The 22,548-nt window shown below is 44.9% G+C and carries 19 protein-coding genes; 10 read left to right on the plus strand and 9 right to left on the minus strand.

What is annotated here, in order from left to right:
- Window positions 1-47: 47 nt before the first annotated feature.
- Entirely contained in the window at window positions 48-1,061 is a 1,014-nt protein-coding gene (galE, locus tag Q4B82_RS00605) for a UDP-glucose 4-epimerase GalE (RefSeq protein ID WP_303064479.1), read from the plus strand.
- 179 nt (window positions 1,062-1,240) lie between these two features.
- Here galE and Q4B82_RS00610 read toward each other — a convergent pair whose 3' ends face one another.
- Window positions 1,241-2,056 (minus strand): FKBP-type peptidyl-prolyl cis-trans isomerase, encoded by an 816-nt coding sequence (locus Q4B82_RS00610; protein ID WP_303064480.1) that lies wholly within the window; start codon window positions 2,054-2,056, stop codon window positions 1,241-1,243.
- Window positions 2,057-2,168: 112 nt separating this feature from the next.
- Between Q4B82_RS00610 and prmB the strand changes: the two genes are divergently transcribed.
- On the plus strand, window positions 2,169-3,110 hold the full coding sequence (prmB, locus tag Q4B82_RS00615) for a 50S ribosomal protein L3 N(5)-glutamine methyltransferase (protein ID WP_303064481.1): 942 nt from the start codon (window positions 2,169-2,171) through the stop codon (window positions 3,108-3,110).
- A 108-nt stretch (window positions 3,111-3,218) separates the two neighbouring features.
- A complete protein-coding gene (gene ybeY, locus Q4B82_RS00620; RefSeq protein ID WP_303064482.1) occupies window positions 3,219-3,734 on the plus strand; it encodes an rRNA maturation RNase YbeY in 516 nt (171 codons plus the stop codon).
- A 20-nt stretch (window positions 3,735-3,754) separates the two neighbouring features.
- Here ybeY and Q4B82_RS00625 read toward each other — a convergent pair whose 3' ends face one another.
- Window positions 3,755-4,681, minus strand: coding sequence for an AEC family transporter (locus tag Q4B82_RS00625; RefSeq protein WP_303064483.1), 927 nt, complete (start codon window positions 4,679-4,681; stop codon window positions 3,755-3,757).
- Window positions 4,682-4,687: 6 nt separating this feature from the next.
- Window positions 4,688-5,179 (minus strand): hypothetical protein, encoded by a 492-nt coding sequence (locus Q4B82_RS00630; protein WP_303064484.1) that lies wholly within the window; start codon window positions 5,177-5,179, stop codon window positions 4,688-4,690.
- Window positions 5,180-5,319: 140 nt separating this feature from the next.
- Between Q4B82_RS00630 and Q4B82_RS00635 the strand changes: the two genes are divergently transcribed.
- The 5 genes from Q4B82_RS00635 (at window position 5,320) to Q4B82_RS00655 (ending at window position 10,459) form a co-directional block, all read left to right on the plus strand.
- Window positions 5,320-6,405, plus strand: a complete 1,086-nt coding sequence (locus Q4B82_RS00635; RefSeq protein WP_303064485.1) for a class I SAM-dependent methyltransferase — start codon at window positions 5,320-5,322, stop codon at window positions 6,403-6,405.
- Window positions 6,402-6,710, plus strand: coding sequence for a hypothetical protein (locus Q4B82_RS00640; protein ID WP_303064486.1), 309 nt, complete (start codon window positions 6,402-6,404; stop codon window positions 6,708-6,710). Before Q4B82_RS00635 ends, Q4B82_RS00640 begins: the two co-directional genes overlap by 4 nt.
- A 124-nt stretch (window positions 6,711-6,834) precedes the next feature.
- Window positions 6,835-8,001 (plus strand): M20 aminoacylase family protein, encoded by a 1,167-nt coding sequence (locus tag Q4B82_RS00645; protein ID WP_303064487.1) that lies wholly within the window; start codon window positions 6,835-6,837, stop codon window positions 7,999-8,001.
- A gap of 14 nt (window positions 8,002-8,015) precedes the next feature.
- A complete protein-coding gene (locus Q4B82_RS00650) occupies window positions 8,016-9,032 on the plus strand; it encodes a hypothetical protein (RefSeq protein WP_303064488.1) in 1,017 nt (338 codons plus the stop codon).
- A 47-nt stretch (window positions 9,033-9,079) separates the two neighbouring features.
- A complete protein-coding gene (locus tag Q4B82_RS00655) occupies window positions 9,080-10,459 on the plus strand; it encodes an MFS transporter (protein WP_303064489.1) in 1,380 nt (459 codons plus the stop codon).
- A 160-nt stretch (window positions 10,460-10,619) separates the two neighbouring features.
- Here the strand turns inward: Q4B82_RS00655 and Q4B82_RS00660 are convergent, their stop codons facing one another.
- The 5 genes from Q4B82_RS00660 to adk all read right to left on the minus strand — a co-directional run bounded on the left by Q4B82_RS00660 (window position 10,620) and on the right by adk (window position 14,682).
- On the minus strand, window positions 10,620-11,288 hold the full coding sequence (locus Q4B82_RS00660) for an HAD family phosphatase (RefSeq protein WP_303064490.1): 669 nt from the start codon (window positions 11,286-11,288) through the stop codon (window positions 10,620-10,622).
- The gene (gene hda, locus Q4B82_RS00665) at window positions 11,285-11,950 is read right to left on the minus strand and encodes a DnaA regulatory inactivator Hda (protein ID WP_303064491.1); all 666 of its coding nucleotides are present in this window, start codon (window positions 11,948-11,950) and stop codon (window positions 11,285-11,287) included. Before hda ends, Q4B82_RS00660 begins: the two co-directional genes overlap by 4 nt.
- Window positions 11,951-12,003: 53 nt before the next feature.
- Entirely contained in the window at window positions 12,004-13,341 is a 1,338-nt protein-coding gene (locus Q4B82_RS00670) for a DUF2868 domain-containing protein (protein ID WP_303064492.1), read from the minus strand.
- Between the two features lie 82 nt (window positions 13,342-13,423).
- Window positions 13,424-13,927, minus strand: a complete 504-nt coding sequence (locus Q4B82_RS00675) for a GAF domain-containing protein (RefSeq protein WP_303064493.1) — start codon at window positions 13,925-13,927, stop codon at window positions 13,424-13,426.
- Between the two features lie 101 nt (window positions 13,928-14,028).
- Window positions 14,029-14,682, minus strand: coding sequence for an adenylate kinase (adk, locus tag Q4B82_RS00680; protein ID WP_303064494.1), 654 nt, complete (start codon window positions 14,680-14,682; stop codon window positions 14,029-14,031).
- Window positions 14,683-14,953: 271 nt separating this feature from the next.
- Between adk and Q4B82_RS00685 the strand changes: the two genes are divergently transcribed.
- Complete coding sequence (locus Q4B82_RS00685; RefSeq protein WP_303064495.1) at window positions 14,954-17,707, plus strand: FimV/HubP family polar landmark protein; 2,754 nt, start codon at window positions 14,954-14,956, stop codon at window positions 17,705-17,707.
- A 348-nt stretch (window positions 17,708-18,055) separates the two neighbouring features.
- On the opposite strand, the gene Q4B82_RS00690 is transcribed toward Q4B82_RS00685, so the two are convergent.
- Window positions 18,056-20,914 carry an Rne/Rng family ribonuclease gene (locus Q4B82_RS00690; protein WP_303064496.1) on the minus strand — a complete coding sequence of 953 codons (2,859 nt, stop codon included), beginning with the start codon at window positions 20,912-20,914 and terminating at the stop codon, window positions 18,056-18,058.
- A gap of 585 nt (window positions 20,915-21,499) precedes the next feature.
- Between Q4B82_RS00690 and Q4B82_RS00695 the strand changes: the two genes are divergently transcribed.
- Window positions 21,500-22,483: an RluA family pseudouridine synthase gene (locus Q4B82_RS00695; protein WP_303064497.1), complete on the plus strand. Its 984-nt coding sequence runs from the start codon at window positions 21,500-21,502 to the stop codon at window positions 22,481-22,483.
- The last annotated feature ends 65 nt before the right edge of the window (window positions 22,484-22,548 follow it).

The following is a 22,548-nucleotide window of genomic DNA, read 5'->3' on the forward strand; positions in this document are numbered from 1 at the left end:
CCTGAAACGTTCAGGCAGCCTAAATGGTTCTGAATGGAGCGTAAATCATGAATATTTTGGTAACAGGTGGTACAGGTTTTATTGGAGCACATACAGTTGTTGAATTGATGAGTGCAGGACACTATCCAATTATTTTGGATAATTTGTCCAATTCATCATCCCAAGTCCTAGATCGTGTGGCATGCATTACAGGCAGCCGACCTGTATTTTATGAGGGCGATATCCGCGACCGAGCCTTGTTACAACTGATTTTCAGGCGGCATCAGATAGAGAGTGTCATTCATTTTGCGGCGCTTAAAGCCGTAGGCGAAAGCGTGCAAAAGCCTTTGGTATATTATAACAACAATGTTTCAGGCAGCCTGATTTTATTGGAAGAAATGCAAAACGCAGGTATTAAAAGCATTGTGTTCAGTTCATCGGCTACGGTTTATGGCGACCCTCAAACCGTCCCGATTGCCGAAACCGCACCAACAGGGGCAACTACCAATCCCTATGGCATGTCCAAACACATTATGGAACGCATGATGCTGGATTTGCAGGCAGCTGACCGAGAATGGAGTGTGATTGTATTGCGTTATTTCAATCCAATTGGCGCACACGAAAGTGGTTTAATTGGTGAGCAACCCAATGGCATACCGAATAATTTATTGCCCTATGTGTGCCAAGTTGCCGCAGGCAAGCTGCCTGAATTGTCGGTGTTTGGCAGCGATTATGCTACCCATGATGGCACAGGTGTACGCGATTACATTCATGTGGTGGATTTGGCGTTGGGACATCTGAAAGCTTTGAATGCCAAAGCCAAACAATCAGGCGTACACATTTACAATTTGGGTACGGGCAAAGGTTATTCGGTTTTGGATATTGTGCGTGCTTTTGAAGCGGCATCGGGACAAAAAGTGCCTTACGTTTTGAAGCCACGCAGGGCAGGGGATATTGCTATTTGTTATGCCAACCCACATAAAGCAGCGGTTGAATTGGGGTGGGCAGCACAACATGATTTGGCACGAATGATGGTGGATTCATGGCGTTGGCAGTCCAATAATCCGAATGGTTACGCTTAAATAGGCTGCCTGAAACGGGGGCTAAACTCAATTTGCAGGGGTGAATTTCATATCTGCTCATTTGGGTTTATAAAGATTTTTATGTATCACTCATGAAAAAAAGGCGGATATGAAGTCCGCCTTTGTTTAAAGATGAAGTTTGTCCAAGTTTCAGGCAGCCTGAAAATCTTTGGCAAGTTTTATTTTTTAGGTGCAACGGCTTGGTGTGCTTCCAACACTTTTTTCGCACCGCCTTTTTCCACTTTGGTGATTTTCATGTCAAATACCAAAACCGAATTGGCAGGAATTTTGGGTGAGGGCGATGCTGCACCGTAAGCCAAGTTGGCAGGAATGTAAAGGGTGTATTCACCGCCTTCTTTCATCAGTTGTAAGCCTTCAATCCAACCAGGAATGACTGTGCCTTGTGCCAAAGGTACTTCAAATGCTTGTCCGCCATGTTCTTTGGTGCTGTCAAATACCCTGCCATCGGTTAAGCGACCTTCATATTCTACGCTAACCAAATCGCCCAAAGCGACTTGTGCGCCTGTACCTTCTTGATTGATTTTGTATTGCAAGCCAGAAGCGGTGGTTTGTACCCCTTCTTTGGCTTTGTTTTCTGTTAAGAATTTGCCATTGGCTTCACTGGCGGCAGCAGCTTCTTTGGTGGCAAATTCGTCCATGCGCTTACCGATGTTTTGCATTAAGGTTTGTGCTTGTTCTGGACTTAATTTAGAGGTTTTACCGTCCATTTGCTCTTGCATGGCATCCATGAAGATTTTTTTATCCAACTCAATACCTGCTTTTTGCAGTTGTGCCAGTTGCATTTGGGCGGCAATTTCGTAGCCCATTAAATAACTCAACTGTTTGTCATCGCTGCCCAAGCCTGTGGGTGCGGAAGCAGCAGAAGCAGCGGGTGTACCTGATGCGGCGGTTGGTGTACCTGCTGTGTTTTGATTGCACGCTGCCAACATCAATGAAGTTGCCAAGATGCTTAAAGTTAAAGTGTGTTTTTTCATGGTTAGACCCTTAAAATTCGTTGAAAAATGAAACGCAAAATTATAACGGTTTTTCAGGCAGCCGCCCATTCGTTATAATTGCTTTTTCATAACTTTAATTTAGTGTGGTTTTATGTTAAATGAAAGCCAAGTTTCGTCTGCTGTAGACGTGTATTTTGAAGCGCAAGGCTGCCTGAAAACCGTGCGTGATGTGTTGCGTTTTGCCATTAGCCGTTTTCATGAAGCCGAACTGGTGTTTGGGCATGGCAGCAGCAATGCACATGATGAAGCGGCATATCTGATATTGCATACGCTCAATTTGCCTTTGGATACACTTGAACCGTATTTGGATGCGCGTTTACTGGATTGCGAACTTCGTGAATTGTTATCTTTGATACGCCGCCGTGTGGAAGAACGCATTCCTGTGGCGTATTTAACCCATCAGGCATGGCAGGGTGAGTTTGATTTTTATGTGGATGAACGTGTGATTGTGCCACGTTCCTTTGTGTATGAATTATTGGGTGAACCGCTTACGCCTTGGATTGAATATCCTGAGTTGGTGCATCGTGCTTTGGATATGTGTACTGGCAGCGCGTGTTTGGCAATTCAAATGGCGCATCATTATCCTGATGCTCAAATTGATGCGGTGGACATCAGTTTAGATGCTTTGGAAGTGGCTGCCATCAATGTGGAAGATTATGGGCTGAATGAGCGCATCAATTTGATTCACACCGATATGTTTGAAGGTTTGGAAGGGGGGTATGATTTGATTGTGTCCAATCCGCCTTATGTGGATGCCGAATCTGTTGACAATTTGCCTGCTGAATATTTGCATGAACCTGAATTATCTTTGGGCAGCGGTGCAGACGGTTTGAATGCCACGCGTGAAATTCTGCGCCGTGCCGCCGAAATGCTTAATCCACAAGGTGTATTGTTGGTAGAAATTGGACACAATCGTGATGAATTGCAAGCCTGTTTCCCTGAATTGCCATTTATGTGGTTGGAAACGAGTGGTGGTGATGGATTTGTGTTTTTGCTGACCCGCGAAGATTTATTGGATTACGATTGGGATTGATGTTCTTAGGCTGCCTGAAAATGGTGTGTACCGAAACACACCACAAATCATTTATTTTCTTGATATTTTCAATTTTCTTATCCCGAACTCACGTTAAAGATACAAAATATGGTTAAAAAACAAAGCAAACATTTCCCTTTTTTGCAGCTGCAAAAACAACGTTTTCATTTTGTTTATGAAAATCAAAGCTGTGTTTCTGATTTACCCAATGAAAAACAGTTTTATCAATGGATTTGGCATGCGCTGAAAAACCACTATCGCCGCGCAGAAATTGCGTTGGTGTTATTGGATGAAGACGAAGCGCGTGCTTATAACCGTGATTACCGTGGCAAGGACTATGCCACCAATGTATTGAGTTTTGCCCATAATGAAGATGGTGTATGGCTGCCTGAAAACGATGTGATTTTGCGTGGCGATTTAATCATTTGTCCACAAGTTGTTGCGCGTGAAGCAGCAGAACAAGGCAAAAATCCTGTGCACCACTACGCTCATTTGGTCATTCATGGTACTTTGCATTTAATGGGTTTTGACCACATTCAAGACGATGAAGCTGAAGACATGGAGCGTTTGGAAACCCAATTATTGGCACAAATTGGCATTGCAGACCCTTATCAAGCTGCTTGAAACATGTTCAGGCAACCTTGTTAATGCCACAATACCAAAACCAAAGTGATGGGCAGCAGCGACAACAAGGTACTTGCCAAAGCAATGGCAGCCGTTTGTGCACCCAAATTGTGTTCTCGTGCAAAAATGGCGTAGGTGGTTGGAATGGGTGCACACGACATCAATGTGCCAATAAACAAGGTTTGTTTGTCTGCACCAAATAACCAAAGGCTGCCTGAAACCAATAAGGGAAAAAAAGTGGTGCGAATGGCAGCAATGGCAAGTAAATGGCGATTGCTGCTTTGAAATGCCAGTCCGTATAAGCCTGCACCGATAACAAATAAAGCCAAAGGTGAAGTAGCAGCAGCCAAGAGTGAAGTGGTTTTTTGTATGAAAATGGGCATAGGTATGCCTGATGTGCTGACCAATAAACCTGCCAGTAATGCCAGCATCATCGGATTTTTCAGTAGATTGAAGATAATACGTTTGAGCGTGGTTGTGATGTTGCTGTTTTTGCCTGTTGCCAAGTCCAATAAAATAAACAAGGCAGGCAGTACCAAAATCATTTCTACCAGCACATTCATGGCAAAATAGCCACCTGCTTCTTCATTACCCAAAACCATAGCCAACAAGGGGTAGCCAATGAAACCCGAATTGGGCATACCGAAAGCCATGCCATTGAGTGCCGCAAAAGCACGGTTGCCTGTGAATTTGTATGTGCCAAACCAGCCCAAAGCAAAGCCCAAAACGGCTGCAACAATATAAGCCAATAAATACGCATTATTGATGGTTGCGCCCAAGCCGCGTGCCGTTAAAGCATGAAAAATCAAGGCAGGCATACCAATGCGAATGACAAATGTCCCCAAACCTGCGGTTTGTTCACGGTTAATTAAATTGAAACGCACGGCAGCATAGCCAAGTGCAATAATGGCAAAAACAGGAGCAATGATGTTTAAAACAGCCTGCATGATGATTCAGTCCGATAAAAAATGAGTACTGTGGTGTTGGGTGGTGTATGCTGTACGCCAAGCTGCCACAGCCAGTAGCAATAAAAACGGTTGGCAAAAAGCAGACACAGCATAAGCAGGATTGCTCAAATCTACCGTGAACCGCCCTTGTAATAAATCGCCGATTGTCCAAAACCACAGCCCAATTGAGGGTGCAGCAAAAGTCAGCAAAATGGCTAATGCCATGATTGAGCTGGTGTTTAACTTGGTTTTACCACGCAATAAACCCACGCCACGCCACACCGACCAAGCCAATATCAGCCACATTCCGCCACCTGTGGCTGCCTGAATCCAACTGAAAGCAAATTCAGGCGAAACGGGCAAGCCATCTTTGGGCAAGGCTTGCATACTGGGCGACAAGGCATCGCGCACATTCATTGCGGTTTGAAAAGCCAGTTCTGCCAATAAAAGACAAGCAGGTAACACGGTTAAAGGCATCAAAAAAACAGCTCGTTTCATTTTGTTGCATTCAGAAATAAAAGTTTGGGGCACGCAAGAAAAATGCGTATTCTACACTTTAATTGACCATGGTGTATGCAAAACAGGCTGCCTGAAAAACGCAGGTTTTTTTCAGGCAGCCTCAATTAAGAGATTTTATCATGACGGATTTCCCCCCTTATCGCAATGCCAGTACACAAAAACCGCCCAAACGCATCATTGAATTGACACAATGCAGTGTTGCCACATTATTGCAACACATTTATGCTGATACGGCTGTGTTGTGGCGTGGTGATTTTCATCAAGGCAAACAGTTGCTTGCTGCGTTAAAAAAGCGTGTCCGTAAACCTGCCAAAACAGGTGCCAGTCCAGCCGAAACCTTTCACAAACACCGTTTGGCACAAGCACAACAAAGTCGGTTCATCAATATGTTGTTATTGGAAGTGGGGGCAAATTACCACATTGATTTGGCACGCGCACCCGATGTTCAGGCAGCCTTAAACGATGTTTATGGTGCAAGCGATGATAAAGCTTTTTTGTTGCCATTCAATCAATTGCTTGCTTATGTGGGCGCACATGAGTGGCATAAACGTGGTGTATTCATCGCCGCATTAGGCGGTAATATCCATGTACCATTTGGTGTGTTTTCGCCTTTGCGTGGCGAATATTTGGATTTGCTCATGAAAGCCAGGCTGCCTGAAAATGCCCAAACCGCTTTTGATATTGGTACAGGAAGCGGCATTTTGGCGATGTTGTTGGCACAACGTGGTATTGCCCATATTATCGCCACCGACACCAATCCCCGTGCGATTGCGTGTGCGCGTGCCAATGTGCAAAATTTGAATTTGAACAGTCAAATTACCGTCTTAGAACAGGATTTATTGCCAGCAGGTCAAGTTGATGTCATTGTGTGCAATCCCCCTTGGCTGCCTGCTAAACCCAGTTCCGATATTGAAACCGCGCTTTATGACCCACAACACACCATGTTGAAAACCCTGTTGCAACACGCAGCAGCGCATTTGACAGTAAACGGACGTTTATACTTAATCATGTCAGATTTGGCAGAACATTTGGGTTTACGCACACCCAATGAATTAGAACAGTATTTTGCAGCAACAAATTGGCAAGTGGAATCGTGTTACAGCACCCGTCCGCAACACCGCAAAGCCACAGACCCAAACGATAATTTGGCATTTGCACGCCAAAAAGAGCAAACTCATCTCTATGTTTTGAAAGCCTCATCATGAGTAAGACGATATGGCAAACCACAAACAGGCTGCCTGAAAACGAACCCAATACCGACAATGCCAATGATTACGCCCAGTCACAATTATTGGCAGGTGCATCAGATGATGGGCGTTATGTGTATGATGTGGTTTATCTGATTGAACAAAAGTGCTTTGTGCTGACCATGATGGACATCAATGCCGAATGGGGCTTTATTGAACACGAAAAACGTTTGCATTTGCTCACGCGAGCAGCCTTATTGCAAAGTATTGCCTTATTTCAGGCAGCACCACAGCGAGTATTTGAGAATCATGAACAATCATAATTGTATCAGGCTGCCTGAAACATTTGTAGGCAGCCTGATGAGTGTGTAAACGGTATTGAATTGATTTACCATAAAGATTAATATAGTTTAACTCTTTTTTACAAGCTACCAAAGGAAGCACATCATGATGAACAGCCCACACGAAACCTTTTTGCGCGAAAATCACGCTTTTTTTACCGATTTGCGCCACAAAATCCACCAAAATCCCGAATTGGGCTTTGAAGAAGAACAAACCAGCCAAATGGTTGCCAATTTATTGCAAGAATGGGGCTATGAAGTGCATCGCGGTTTGGCAAAAACAGGCGTGGTTGGCAGCCTGAAAGTGGGCAACAGCAACAAAACCATCGGTTTACGCGCCGATATGGACGCGCTGCCCATTGTGGAAACCACAGGCAAAGCGTGGCAAAGCCAAATCAAAGGCAAATTTCACGGTTGCGGACACGATGGGCATACGGTTTCCCTGTTGGCGGCGGCACAGGCTTTGGCGCACAGCAAAAATTTCAACGGCACCGTGCGCGTGATTTTTCAGCCAGCCGAAGAATTGCTCTATGGCGGCAAAGTCATGTTGCAAGACGGTTTATTTGAACAATTTCCATGCGATGTGATTTTTGGTTTGCACAATATGCCCACTTTGCCCGCAGGCGAATTTTATTTCCGCGAAGGCGCATTCATGGCATCGTGCGACACGCTGCACATTCACGTTCACGGCAAAGGCGGACACGGTGCCATGCCCGAACACACGATTGACGCAACTTTAATTGCTTGCCAAATTGCGGTGGCGTTGCAAACCATCGTGTCGCGCAATGTGGGGGCTTTGCAACAGGGCGTGATTACGGTGGGCGCAATTCAATCAGGAGACGCGCCCAATGTCATCAACGATTACGCTTTGATGAAATTGAGTGTACGTTCCCTGTCGCCCGAAGTGCGCGAATTGCTGCTCAAACGCATTGGCGAAGTAGCAGAATTTCAAGCAAAAAGTTTTGGCGCAACCGCAAAAGTGGAACACATCAACGGTTGCCCAGCCGTGATGAATGGCGCAGCCGCCACGCAATTTGCCACCGAAGTCGCACAAAATTTGGTGGGCGCAGATAAAGTCCACACGAATTGTCCGCCCTTGATGGGCAGCGAAGATTTTGCATTTATGTTGGAAGCCAATCCGAATGGCTGCTACTGTTTCATTGGCAATGGCGATGGCAATATGGTGCATCACCCCAATTATGATTTTAATGATGAAATCATTGTGCCAGCCGCCGCATATTGGTGTGCTTTGGTGGAAGATTATTTGCGTTGAAAAAAGGAAAAATCATGTTACAACAATTATACCAAACACAACACGCCGCCAAACAATTTTGGCAAGCATTTCAAAATGATTTTGCCCAACTCAAAACCTTGTCGGGACAAGAATTTGTGGAACAAGGCAATGAATTGTTGCGTCAATTTTTGCCCGAAATGACTTTGGAATTTGTTGGCAATTGGGACAGTGGCGCGACTTTGGTCTTTACCGCACAAGGTATTACGGAATATTTTCATCAAGTGCAAATTTTAGTGGACACGCAACCGCAAAACCTGCCTTTTGCCGTGCAAGCCTTCCGTCACGCCTTACCCAATGTGGAACGATTTGAGATTGGCATCGGCGATTGGCGGTTGAATGTGTCCGACATACTGTTTCACATTGATGAATGGCAAGAAATGCCTGCTTTAGAAATTGCTTTCACCCAAGATTTCACCGAAGAACAACTGTCCGATGCTCAAAACATGACTTTCATCATGCTTGACCACATTTTGGGCGAATACAACAGTGCTGCGAAAATTGGTGCGGTGGATTTTGTGGAAACGGCAGACGATGATTTTGAACCCTTATTCAGGCTGCCTGAAGCATTATCGGCATTGTGGGCAGAGTTGGGGCGCACAGGTGTTTATCCACAAGAAGAATGGCAATACGGCGTGGCGCAAATTGAAGAAGATGAAGAACATGAACAAGATGCTCTGGTTTTGACCCGCAATCAATCGGCAAACAGTTTGCTCGGTCGGGCAGACATGGCTTGGGTGGTTTCGGTATCGTGTCAGTTGCGAAATGGCGATGATGTGGAAACCGCCTACGATTTGCAAGACCAATTCAATGCTTATGCCAATTTAAATCAGCAAGGCATTGAAACATTGAGCGTAATGAATTTATCGCAAGGCGTGCGGACGGTGTTTGCTGCCACTTCTACGCCTGAAATTTTGTTTGCCCAAGCCGAAAAATTGTGTCAGCAATTTGCCGATTTGAACGCCCAAACACATTGTGAATACGACCCAAATTGGGCGCATTATCGTCAGTGAGTTTTTTTGAGGAGGCAGCTTGAAAATAAAAAATGAAAGGAAAAATCATGCAAAATCAAACAGAATTCATCGGCAACAACCGTTTGCTCACAGGCATGGTGCTGGGCGTTTTGACATTTTGGCTTTTTTACCAATCCATGTTTGTGGTGGTGCCAGCTTTGCAAAAAGATTTGGCTATGCCCGATACATCGCTCAATGCCGTGATTGGTTTGGGTTCGCTGTTTTCAGGCTGCTTTATCATTTTGATGGGCGGCTTGGCAGACCGTTTTGGACGCGTTAAATTCACTTATATCGGTTTTATGCTGAACATTTTGGCTTGCGTGGTGCTGTATTTCAGCCGCGATGCGATTTCTTTTGGCGCAGGTCGCGTGTTGCAAGGTTTATCGGCAGCCTGCATCATGCCCGCCACCATGTCCTTGATTAAAAACTACTATCATGGTGCAGAACGCCAACGCGCATTCAGTTTTTGGTCTATTGGTTCGTTTGGCGGTTCGGGTTTATCGTCCATAGTGGGCGGTGCGTTGGGAACGTATTTTGGCTGGAAAAGCATTTTTCTGCTTTCCATTGCCATTTCCATTTTGGGCATGATTTTGGTAAAAGGCACACCCGAAAGCAAATCCCACGAAACAAGCAAACGCTATGATTACATTGGACTTTTCTCTTGTGTATTGGGTTTATTGGCATTGAATTTGCTGATTACCAAAGGTTTCCGTTGGGGCTGGGGCGACCCGATGACTTGGGTCATGTTGCTGGGCTTTGCGGTGATGGCAACGGTGTTTTTCATCACCGAAAAACGCTTACAACATGGCGCGTTTTTGGATTTTGCCCTGTTTCAAAATCGCGGATTCAATGGCGCGTGTTTGTCCAATTTTTTGTTGAACATCATGGTGGGTACTTTGTTGGTCAATAACATTTATTTGCAAAAAGCACATGGTTTAACGGCTTTTCAGGCAGGCTTGCGTACTTTGGGTTATGTGGCGTTGGTAATGGTCATGATTCGTGTGAGCGAAAAATTGCTGCAAAAATGGGGCTACAAAAAACCGATGTGGTTGGGTACGAGCATCACCAGCTTTGGCGTGTTGCTGCTGTCGCTGACCATGCTGTCTGCCGATGTGTATTTGACGCTTGTGCCGATTGCGTTTGCGGTATTTGGTTTTGGCTTGGGTTGCTATTCCACACCCGCCGCCGATTGCGCGATGGTAAACGTGCCTTTGGACAAAGCAGGTGTGGGCGCAGGTGTGTTCAAAATGGCAAGTGCTTTGGGGGCTTCATTTGGCATTGCCACTGCAACCACCATTTTCACTTTGGTATCAACAGGTTCGGGCTTACACACGGGCGCACAAGTGGCATTTTTGACGATGTGTGGATTTGGGGTGTTGTCCACATTGGTGGTGTTGTGGGTTGTGCCAAAAGTGATTAAAGCATAAAACGGTAAAAAGGTTTTCAGGCAGCCAAATAATACATTTGGCTGCCTGAAAACCTTTTGGTGAGTTTAAAATAGTGTGGCGTTGATAATGCCTTTATGTACTATTCGTACACGGTTCTGGTTTTCGCCTTGTACTGTTTTAATTTGAAATGACTATACTTTTATGCAAAGTGCAAAACAGCCCAGCCGTTTTGTTGTGCGTGTTGTAGCAAAACTTCATCGGGATTGACCGCAACGGGGTTGGAAACACGCAATAAAAGGGGTAAATCGTTTTTGGAATCGCTATAAAAATAGGTTTTGCCATAGCTTGCCCAAGTTTGACCACGCGCTGCAAGCCATTGGTTTAGGCGTTCAATTTTGCCTTCGCGTAAGCTAGGTGTCCCTACAATTTTGCCTGTGTAGCGACCTTGTGCATTTTGTTCCAGTTGTGTGCCAATGATGTTGTTTATGCCAAATAAATGGCAAATGGGGCTGATGATGAATTCATTGGTGGACGAAATGACCAGCAATTCATCGCCTGCATCGCGGTGGCTTTCTACCAGCATCTTTGCCATTGCGGTAATGTGTGGCTTAATGTATTTTTCAGTAAATTCGCGGTGCAATTCGTGCAGTGTTTCTTGCGAAAGTGCTTTCATGGGTTCAATTTGAAATGCCACGAATTCATGTACATTCAGGCAGCCATTTTGATAGTCTTGATAAAATTTGGCATTTTGTGCAGCGGCAACTTCTTTATCTAAAAAGCCTTTTTCCATCATGAATTGTGGCCATGCGTTGTCGCTGTCGGTGTTAATCAGGGTGTGGTCAAGGTCAAAAATGGCAAGGTTTTTCATGGTGTTTCCTGTTGAAGCAATTTTTTGAGTAGGGATAGGGTAATGGGTTTGCGTTGTATCATGGAATAGTGTGCTAAGTCGTTGAACATGGTTAGCAAACTTTGTAAATCTTGTCGCCAATGTGTGATTAAATAATGGTAAATATTAGGGTCAATATTGAATTGTCGCGTGGTGGCCAAATGGCTTAATGCGGCAATTTTTTCATCTTGGCTTAATGCTTTCACTTCATAGGATAAACACAATGACATGCGCGTTCGCAAATCTTCGCGTACATTTAGTTTGGAGGGAGGTACTTCGGCAGCCAGCAATAAGTGTCCACGCTTTCGGTTGCGGAAGGTATTGAAAACATAAAATAATTCGGCTTGTTCTTCGGCATTTAATTGTTCAATTTGGTCTATCGCCAAATAATCCACTTCTGCGGCATGGTCGGTTAGCATATTGACAGCGGGGTCAATATATAAGGCATTTTTGCCGTTTTGCAAGGCTTGTCCGACCCATGCTTGCAGAATGTGGCTTTTACCTGTGCCTTGTCCGCCCCAAATGTACAAAAAAGGGTCATGTTCTTGTTGTAACATGAAAATCAGCTCGGCATTAGCCGTACCCAATAGTTTATCAAAACGGGGATAGGCTGGGGCATTTAAGTCTAGAAGCAATTGATTCATAAATATATTGTGTGCCGAATGTGGATTTTGTTGAAATGTGGGTTTCAGGTAGCCTAAAAAGGATGGTGTTGGGTTGGTGGTATGGGTGGTTCAAGCCAAGTGTATTGGTGTTCATGCAATACTTGTCGCCATTGCATCAGGGTTTCTTGATGACTGCCTGAAATGGTTTGTGTGGTATTTTCAGGCAGCAAAAGTTGAATAATTAAGCCGTTTGTTGCGCTTTGAGCTAAGCGTTGTAAAGTGCGGACGGTGCCTCGGTCGGGGACTTGGTTGCCGCGCACACCGATTAAGAGTTGTACAGGATTGTGTGTTAAATCGTTTATCAAATTTGTCACATCTTCACGGCTGGCAAGTATGCCGTGATTGATCCAGTCTTGTCCCAGCTGGTGGTAAAACCAGTTTTCATCATGATGTGGCGTGTCCAGTAAAACTGCCCAATGTGCGCCTTGATGATTGAGTTGTACAGGTGGAATCTGAGGTGCCACATCGGCATGGTAATCATCAGCTGAATCGGTAATGCGGCGTTGCCATTGTTGGATTATATTTTGATAATAAGGTAAATTTAAATCCAAACTGGGTGTTGAACGGTGTGTTCGCCATAGACAATATGTCCATGCGATAAAACGCGGCAGTAAACCATAACACACTATACTACCCAGCAATAAACTGCCCCAAGCGGCTGCATTAACGGTATCTTGTGCATTGCGTCCCACCAAAATTGCCGCAACATCGGGTACGGCAAAACCCATTTTTTCAGGCAGCCATGCAAGAAGGTGAACAATGGTAATGAAAGTGTGGTCGGTGAGCAATGTGCTTTCCCAGTTGAAGCTGTATTGACGCACGGTTAAAAGCAGGAGTGCTGCGCCAAAAATGCCAATTAAAGCCGATAGTGCCAAGCGGTGTGTGATGATGCCAGCTTGCCAGCGTGTGTGTGGCAAAGTGGCAGTTTGGGCGTAAAGTTGGAATAGGGCTTGGGCGATATTGTCTTGGTTTTTGAGTTCAAACCATGAGACCAAAGGCAGCTTCGTGTTTCTGTGGGTAAATAGGGTAAACAGCCAGAACAGCAGCATCATGGTATTGATGCCCAAAGCACCTGTTAAAATCAGGAAAAAATTCAAATTACTTTGTTGCATCAATGTGTAAGTGCTACCCCAACCGAGTGTAAACCAAAAGATGGTTGCTGCCCATAAAATCAGTTGTTTGTGCCGATTGTGTCGGTTTAAGCGGTCGTGCAGTTCGTGAGTGCGGTCTATGATGATGGCACGTCGATGCAATTTGGCTTCGTTTGAGTCTTGTATTGGGCGTAAACTTTCGGTAACGGCTTGTGGGTCGCTGGGGAAAATGTACCCACGTTGTTCCAATAGGCGCACGAGTTCGGTCAGTAAATACATATTGATTTGTTCAGTTTGAGAATCTGTGTTTATCTTATCAATTTGACGAACACAGGTTCTGAATTTCCACAAAATCAAGCCATTAGGCTGCCTGAAACAGGTTTTCGCTCAAAATGGTACAAAGTTGTTGTAAATATTGCGCGTCTGTATCGTCAAAACGCGCCAAATGTTCATCGTCTACGTCCAATACGCCAATGATTGTACCGTTTGTATCATAAATTGGTACCACAATTTCCGATTGTGAACGCGATGAGCAGGCGATGTGGTCGGGGTGTTTGTTCACATTTTCTACAATGATGATACGTGCTTGCTGCCATGCTTGACCGCATACACCACGTCCTTTGGCAATGCGTGTACACGCAACAGGTCCTTGGAAAACATCAAGTTGCAATTCATTTTGGCTGGCGTTAACCCAATAGAACCCAACCCAAAGCCAATTGAATGTTTCTTTGAGTGCGGCGCAAACATTGCCCAATGCGGCAATGGGTAAGTCGCGGTCGCTTTCAATAAGTGCACGCAGTTGTGGCAGCAATTCGGTGTAAGTGCTGTTTTTGTCTTGATGGGACGACAGTTTAAGTTCGTACATAATTTAATTTAGGTTGAGACGAGAAAATGTGATTAGGGGTTTCAGGCAGCCTATGATTAGGAGGATGCCTGAAACAAAGTGTTACAATGGGTAGATGAACATCATGCTGATGTGCTTAACGCTGCCAATACTTGACTGCGAACGGTTTCTACATCTTGTGTGCCGTCAATTTTGATGTATTGTGGTGCATGTTCGCCACTTAAATTACTGTAAAAACCTACCAAAACTTCAGTTTGTGTGTGGTAAACGTCCAAACGTTTTTGTACAGTTTCTGCTTTATCATCATCACGTTGTACCAAATCCTCTCCTGTTGCATCGTCTTTTCCAGCTGTTTTAGGGGGATTGTGTTTGATATGGTAAGTGCGCCCCGAAGCCAAATGCACGCGGCGACCGCTCATGCGTTCCACAATGATTTCATCGGGTACGTCAATTTCTACTACGGCATCTAAATGAACACCTGCCGCAGACATGGCTTCTGCCTGTGCCAAAGTACGGGGAAAACCGTCAAACAAAAAACCATTTTTGCAATCATCTTGGGCAATGCGTTCTTTAACCATGCCGATGATGATGTCATCGCGCACTAAACCGCCTGCGTCCATGATTTTTTTGGCTTCTAAACCCAAAGGCGTGCCCGCTTTAATCGCCGCACGCAGCATATCGCCTGTGGAAATTTGCGGAATGGCAAATTGATGGGTAATGAATTGTGCTTGTGTCCCTTTTCCTGCGCCTGGTGCACCCAAAAGCAATATTTTCATGATTATTCCTTTGTTGATTTTTAAATGGCAATTTCAAACGTTGTATGTTAATACGTTTTCAGGCTGCCTGAAAAGGGGGAATCAGGGTTCTGTGGCTTGAAAGCGTTGGAAAAGGCATACAAAAAATGACTTTGAATGCCATTTTTCCTGTTTTTCTTTGCAGGAGTGGCGCGAAAACGTTATCATATTGACATTTATCTGTGTCAAATCACGCAACAGTTTTACCTGTTTGGGCATTATTGTGAATAAACAAATGGGTAGGGAGAAGAATTTGAAAACGAGTACAAAAACTTTGGCTGCTTCCCTGTCGTTAGCGGTTTCTTTTAGTGCCAATGCAGGCATGGGCGGTTTAAATGTTCAGTCTGTTTTGGGCGAGCCTTTTTCAGGCAGCATCATTGTTACTGGTAAAGAAGCGCAGGCTTTGATTGAAAGTGGTCGTGTTAATGTGAATGGTGGTGGCATTTCAGGCAGTGTTGTACCACAAAGTAACGGTAATGCTGTGATTCGTTTGCATTCAGGTGTAGCAATTCATGAGCCTGTATTGAATTTTGTGGTGCAAGCAGGTCAGCAAACACGTCAATATACCGCTATGCTCAATCCTGCCCATTATCGCCCTGCCCAACACAATAGCCGTGCTACTGCAACTGCACATGAACATGCTGAAACAGGAACAACGATTAAAACACGTTCCAATCGTGCCGAACGCACTACAAAACCTGTACGTCGTCCTGTTGTGAAGAAGGCGACAACAAGCACCATGCCTGTTATTGAACGCACAGGCAATACTTATCATGAAGTGCAAAAAGGCGAATCTTTGGCGCAAATTGCCGAGCGTTATCGTCCGCACAATATCAGTATGCACCGTGCGATGCGTGCATTGATGGCAGCCAATCCGCGTGCTTTCCGTGCGGGTACGCGTGGTAATGTGATGTATGATAAAGCCACTTTGTATATTCCAACCGAAGCACAGTGGCAAGCTTATGCCAATCAAAATGTTTCATCTAAACGCCGTCCTGCACGTATTCAACGCCGTAATCCTGTAGTTGCGGATAATGCATCAGTGATTGCGCAGCAGGCCTCATCAGCTGTGGCGCAACAAGCACCCGTAACACAAGCCACAACAATATCAGCAGCTAATCCGTCTGTGTCTCCAAGTAATACGTCTGCGGTGGTGATGCCCGCATCTGTTCCCACAGAAAAAGCCGCAGTTGTGGCTGCGTCAAATGTGGTTGAAACGGCAAAACCTGCTATGGTTTCAGGCGGCGCATCAGCACCTGCTGCATCACAAGTGACGAATGTGCAGCTTGCATCAGCAGCATCAGCATCTGTGGCTTCGGAAACTGTTGTCGCATCAGCACCTGTTGCGTCTCCTGTGGCAGTTGCCAAACCCGTTGCTCCAGTCCCAGCTGTTGTGGAAACGCCAGAAGAGCCTGAAACAGATTGGATGCAAATGGGCTTGATGGGTTTGGTTGGTGTTGCTGCATTGGGTGGTGTGGGTTACCTTGCAACACGTCGTCGTAAATCAGGTGAAACATCTGATGATAATGATGATATGTTTCTAAATGAGAAAACTCCGTCTGTGAGTGCAGCACAAGCATTACAACGCTCTTGGGACAGTGATGATGCGTATCTGTCATCATCAGCAAAAGCAGAAACATTTGATTTGAATGATGAAGATGACGGTTTCTTTGTTGAAGAAAGTACCATAACACCACAAAATAAACCCAATACCACATTTAATTTGAATGATTTTGAACCTGAAAACATTCAAACAGCTGTTGTTGCTTCTTCGTCGGTAGAAGAAGTGGAAGAAGAATGGGATTGGCTGGCGGAAACTGATAGCGAAGCAACAGTAGAGCATCAACAAGACGTCTATCAAAATAATGATGCTTTTGCGCAAATCACGACTGCTGTAACAGGTGTGGCAGCTGCGGCAGATGGTTTGGGTAATGAAAACCAATTTATCGCTCAATCAGAAGCTGTTCAAGAAGAAGTTTCTTCTGATGAATCATGGTTAAACGACGTTCTGGTCAATGAAGAAGCAGTACAAGTTGCGCCTACTCAACCTCAGGTCTTTGATGATGAATTGGTGTTTGACAATTTTGCAGTACCTGCTGTTGAAATGCTGCCTGAAACCGATGTTATGACCAATGAGACAGAAAGTTTTGATTTAAATCTTGATACAACAGATGTATTTGTAGAGCATGTCCCATTTGAAGCCGAAACAGAAAATCAGGCATTATTGGTTGCTGATGAAATAAATTTGGATTTCTCTGATTCAGCAAGGATTGAAACTGTTTCTTTGACAAATGATACTGATGCACTTTCATTTGTTACGCCTGAAATTGCAATGGAAGAAGAGACATTGGCATTGCCACAAACAGCATTGGCAGATGATAAGATTAGTCTGAATTTTGATGTGGCTGACATTGTTGTTGAGACACCACAAAGTTTTGAGCTGCCTGAAACGGCAGTTGAAGAACCTATAACATTGGAAATTGATGATGTTGATTTCAATGTGAATTTGGCTGATGAAGTGTCAATTGATAATGGTTTGGTATTTGTAGATGAAACTGAAATTGTTGAAGTGGATGCAAATGAAGCGTGGTTAGGCGATCTTAATGCTATTGAAGAACCACAAGCTGAATTGGTAGTGGCAGATACTGGTTTAAACTCAAACAATTTGGATTTGACTGAACCTGTATTTGAAGCAAGTAATACATTGGATACATTATCTGTTGCAGAAAGTCCTGTTGAATCCAATGTGACAACCACATCGCAGGTTGAAGAACTCCTATCTTGGGATAGCGATGCCAATTTGCTTTCCAGTACCAATAGTGCGGGTTTTGTGTCTGAAGCTGTGGGCATGGAAGCACCACATGAAGCCAAATTGGAACTGGCAAAAATGTATTTGGAAATTGATGATGCCGTTGCTGCGCGTGAAACTTTGCGTGAATTGATTGGTGAATCAAGTGGCGATTTACAAGCACAGGCACAACAATTATTGGAAGAGTTAGGTGGCTAAATACTTGGAGCTATAGGAGCTATAATGAAATGAAGCCATATCGTACATTGCGTATGATATGGCTTCATTTCATCATATCCCAAGCTGACACATTTTCAGGCAGCCTGAAATCCATGTTGAAAAATGTTTTATTTTCAGTCGTAGAAATGAAAAAAGCAATACAAGGTGACAACGAGAGCCATGTACACCTGTATATAAGGGCATTGGTAACGCCGTGGTGTTTCTACGATTATAGTTGGTACGGTATATGGTTTGGTGCAATAAGAGACGGATAAGTGTAAGCTCATTTATCTGTCTCTTTTATTGTAAATACAATCATTTAGGTTATCTGAAACCACTTGCACATGATTACTGTGGCAAAGTTTCCACCTGTATCATCTTATCAGATGTAATGGACACAATTGGCTTGGGTACATCACGGTAACGCAAACTGGATACGGGTATGGGTTCAAGGCGTGCCGCTGCGGCAATCAAAGCACCAGGTTTGGTTTCTATTAATTCCAATCCTTTTAAATCAAGAGATTGTGCGAGTCTTGCAATGCTGTTGCGGTCAGCAATATCCATTTTGCTTGCTGAATATGCTGAGGATGGAGCATATTGTTCGGTAACAGATTGTGCAGAAATGGATACTTGGGATTTGTTGCAGCTGCTCTCTGTTTCAGATTGAAACAATACCATATTATCTGTTTGTTCAATATATGTTTCAATTGGCTCAATATGTTTATGTACGGTTGTTTCAGAAGCCTTATCCATTTTATTCAGGCTGCCTGAAATGATGTTTGATGGGGCATTATCTGCTGCTTCATCAGTATGTGTTAGAACACCGACCGAAGCAAGGGCAACTGTTACATTCGCCGCAACTTGTGCAATTAAATCATCTTCATCAATTTGCTCTATACCATTGAGTACAGGGATTTCAGCTTGAATTGGTGTACTTTGTTTATGCACAAGATGTTGTTGTAGTAATATGCTTTCTTTTGCTAAATCAGGATATTGTGCAATTACATGCGCAATCCCGGCTTCTGTATTTTGCGCCAGAATGGACATATTTAAGGCAAGTTCTATTTTGGCTGCCGATGGAATACGGCGTTTGTCTTGTTGTTGCGTAGAGCGATGATTACGTTGTTTGTCTTTGTGCTTATTTTCAATTCCCAATTGTACGACCAAAGGTTTTTGTTTGGACTTGGGTTTGCGTTCTGGCTTCACACTGTTTTCTGTTTCTATTGTGGCAGTCGCAATAGTTGTTGCCTGAACGGGAGTAATGTGGTCATTGTTTTTAGGACGATAACGGCGATTTTGATTGTTTCGTTCAGATGAATTTGCGGTTTTATTGTGCTCTGACTTATGAGAGATATTGTTTTGCTTGTTGACATTTTTGTTTTCCAGCGTTTCATCTGCATTGATGGTTTCATCACGACGTTTATTGTGTTGACGACGATTTGGGTTATTTCGTTTATTGTGAATGCGGTTACCATTTTTGTTTTTGTTGCTATGGTTAAGTGATTTACTTTTGGTTTCGCTGCCATCGCTGCCCGTGAACATGCATTTAAGCCAGTTTTTGAAGCTCGCCCACCACGATTTGTTTTCGCTCACCACAGGCGCAGGCGAAGCGTGTTTCACGCCTTTTACAGCAGGTTCGGGGCGCGTGGCTTTTTCGCCTTTGCTGTTGGAAAACGGCACGGTATCCGTTTTTTCAGGCTGGCTCACGCGTTTGTAGCTGGGCGGTGCGTCTTCCGCCACATCGTCCACACGAATGCGCGAAATTTCATAATGCGGATTTTCCAAATTCGTGTTCGGAATCAAAAACACCGACACGTCCAAACGCTCTTCCATGCCAAACAATTCAGCGCGTTTTTCGTTCAACAAAAAAGTTGCCACATCAACAGGCACTTGCGCGTGGACTTCGCCCGTGTTTTCCTTCATTGCCGCATCTTGAATCAAACGCAAAACGTGCAAAGCGGTGGATTCAATGCTGCGAATCACGCCCGTGCCAGCGCAACGCGGACAAGCAATGTGGCTGCTTTCCGCCAAAGCAGGCTGCAAGCGTTGGCGCGACAATTCCAACAAACCAAAACGCGACAATTTGCCCATTTGCACACGCGCACGGTCTTTTTTCAGCGCATCGCGCAAGGTGTTTTCCACATCGCGTTGGTGTTTTGCGTCTTCCATGTCAATGAAATCAATCACAACCAAGCCGCCCAAATCGCGCAAACGCATTTGACGCGCCACTTCTTCTGCCGCTTCCATGTTGGTGCGGAATGCGGTTTCCTCAATGTCCGCGCCGCGCGTGGAACGCGCCGAGTTGACATCAATGGAAACAAGGGCTTCGGTGTGGTCAATCACAATCGCGCCGCCGCTTGGCAAGCTCACGGAACGCGCAAATGCGGTTTCAATTTGCTGCTCAATTTGCAAACGCGAAAACAGCGGCGTGTGGTCGGTGTAGAGTTTCAGTCTGCTCAAATTATTGGGCATCACATAACTCATAAATTCAGAGACTTGCTCGTAAACTTCGGGGTTGTCCACCAAAATTTCGGCAATGTCGGGGCGATAATAATCGCGAATGGCACGAATCACCAAAGAGCTTTCCATAAACAGCAAATAGGGCTGTTTGTGGGCGGCGGCGGCTTCTTCAATCGCGCGCCACAGTTGCAATAAGTAATTGAAATCCCATTGTAATTCTTCTGCGCTGCGCCCAATGCCTGCGGTGCGTGCAATCATGCTCATGCCGTGTGGCACGTCCAGTTGTGCCATGGCTTCTTTCAATTCGGCGCGGTCTTCGCCCTCAATGCGGCGCGATACGCCACCGCCACGCGGATTGTTGGGCATCAGCACCAAATAGCGTCCTGCCAAGCTGATGAAGGTGGTTAAGGCTGCGCCTTTGTTGCCGCGTTCGTCTTTTTCAACTTGAACAATGACTTGCATGCCTTCTTTCAACACATCTTGAATGCGGACTTTGCCGCCTTCGTAGTCTTGAAAATAGGCGCGAGACACTTCTTTAAATGGCAAAAAGCCGTGGCGTTCCACGCCATAATCCACGAAACAGGCTTCCAAAGAAGGCTCAATGCGCGTAATCACGCCTGTGTAGATGTTGCCTTTGCGTTGTTCTTTGCCGAGGGTTTCAATGTCCAAATCCAGCAGGGTTTGTCCATCAACGATTGCCACGCGCAATTCTTCGGAATGGGTGGCGTTGAAGAGCATTCTTTTCATGTTTATACCTTTATTTTTAAAGATTTAAACACGTTTTCAAGTTTGACTGCCGCTCGCGTGGTGGCGCGTGTGCGCTGCGATGTCGCGGCAATAAGACGATAAAAAAGAGCGGTTTGGTGTTTCAGGCTGCCTGAAAGTGATACCGCAACACAATCGTAAAATGTTGTCGGAAATGGCTGAACTTTCAGTTACTTGTCCCCTCCCTCGCTGGGGGGCTGGTTAGGCTGGGGGTGGAAATTCAACGTGCCACCCTGCCCCTAGCCCTCTCCCACCAAACGGTAGAGGGGACAGATTGCAGCAAGCATTTTTTGTTGCATATTCAATTTCATTTAAATTCGGTTAGCCATCGTCTATGATTTTGTATTCAAACACAATTTCTACCGCCGTAGGCCATTGGCGATAAAAAAGAAAACGTGCAAAGTGCTTTTTTTGTAAAATGGCGACATACGGCTTTTTGCAATCACAATCGGTGTACAGGCTGCCTGAAAATCGTTTTTACAATAAAATCAAAGCCGTATTGCTTGTATTCACCGTGTTTCGGGCTGGCTGTTTGCCGCCAAAAACAAGTTTGGAATTATAGAGAAAATGCCCACAATTAGCAAAGACTTGGTTAATCATTTAAAGGTGGCTGAACATGACGCTGGACAACGCTTGGATAACCATTTGATTAAAATATTAAAAGGTGTGCCAAAAAGCCACATTCACCGCATTATCCGCGCTGGCGAAGTGCGCGTGAACAAAGGGCGCGTTCAGGCGGATTATCGCATTCAAGCTGATGATTTGATTCGCATTCCGCCCATTCGCGTTGCCGAGAAAACACATGCAGGCAGCCTGAAAACCCCTGCCCCTGCGCGTGAATTTGAGATTGTGTTTGAAGATGAATATTTGCTGGTTGTGAATAAACCCAGTGGCGTGGCGGTGCATGGCGGTAGCGGCGTGAGTTTTGGCGTGATTGAGCAACTGCGCCAGTCGCGCCCCAACACCCCATATCTGGAATTGGTACACCGCTTGGACAAAGACACCAGTGGCTTGCTGATGGTTGCCAAAAAACGCAGCGCGTTGGTCAAATTGCACGAAATGCTCCGCAACGACCACCCCAAAAAAGTGTATTTGGCGTTGGGCGTGGGCGCGTGGCAGCCTGAAAATCGCCATGTGAAACTGCCCCTGATTAAATACACAGGCGCGGCTGGCGAAAAAATGGTGCGCGTTGATGAAAATGGGCAGTCTGCCCACACCATTTTTCAGGTGCTGGACGTGTTTTCAGGCAGCCCAACGCATTCGGTGGGCATAGCGGCATTGAGTTTGGTGCAGGCGACTTTAAAAACAGGGCGCACCCATCAAATTCGCGTGCACATGCAAGCGCAAAATTGCCCCATAGCAGGCGATGAGCGTTACGGCGATTATCAAGCGAACAAACGTTTGCAAAAATTGGGCTTGAAGCGGATGTTTTTGCACGCACACCGTTTGATTTTGAACCACCCGATTTCGGGTGAAAAATTGGATTTGTCAGCCAGTTTGCCTATTGAATTACGAAATTTTTTAGTTGTTTTGAATGGTTGCGTAAAATAAATGATTATATAAATCATAATTTTGCTATTTTATTATGGTTTTTATTTCAAATTTTCTTTGACAAT

This window comes from Alysiella sp., assembly GCF_030525755.1.
Taxonomy (GTDB): domain Bacteria; phylum Pseudomonadota; class Gammaproteobacteria; order Burkholderiales; family Neisseriaceae; genus Simonsiella.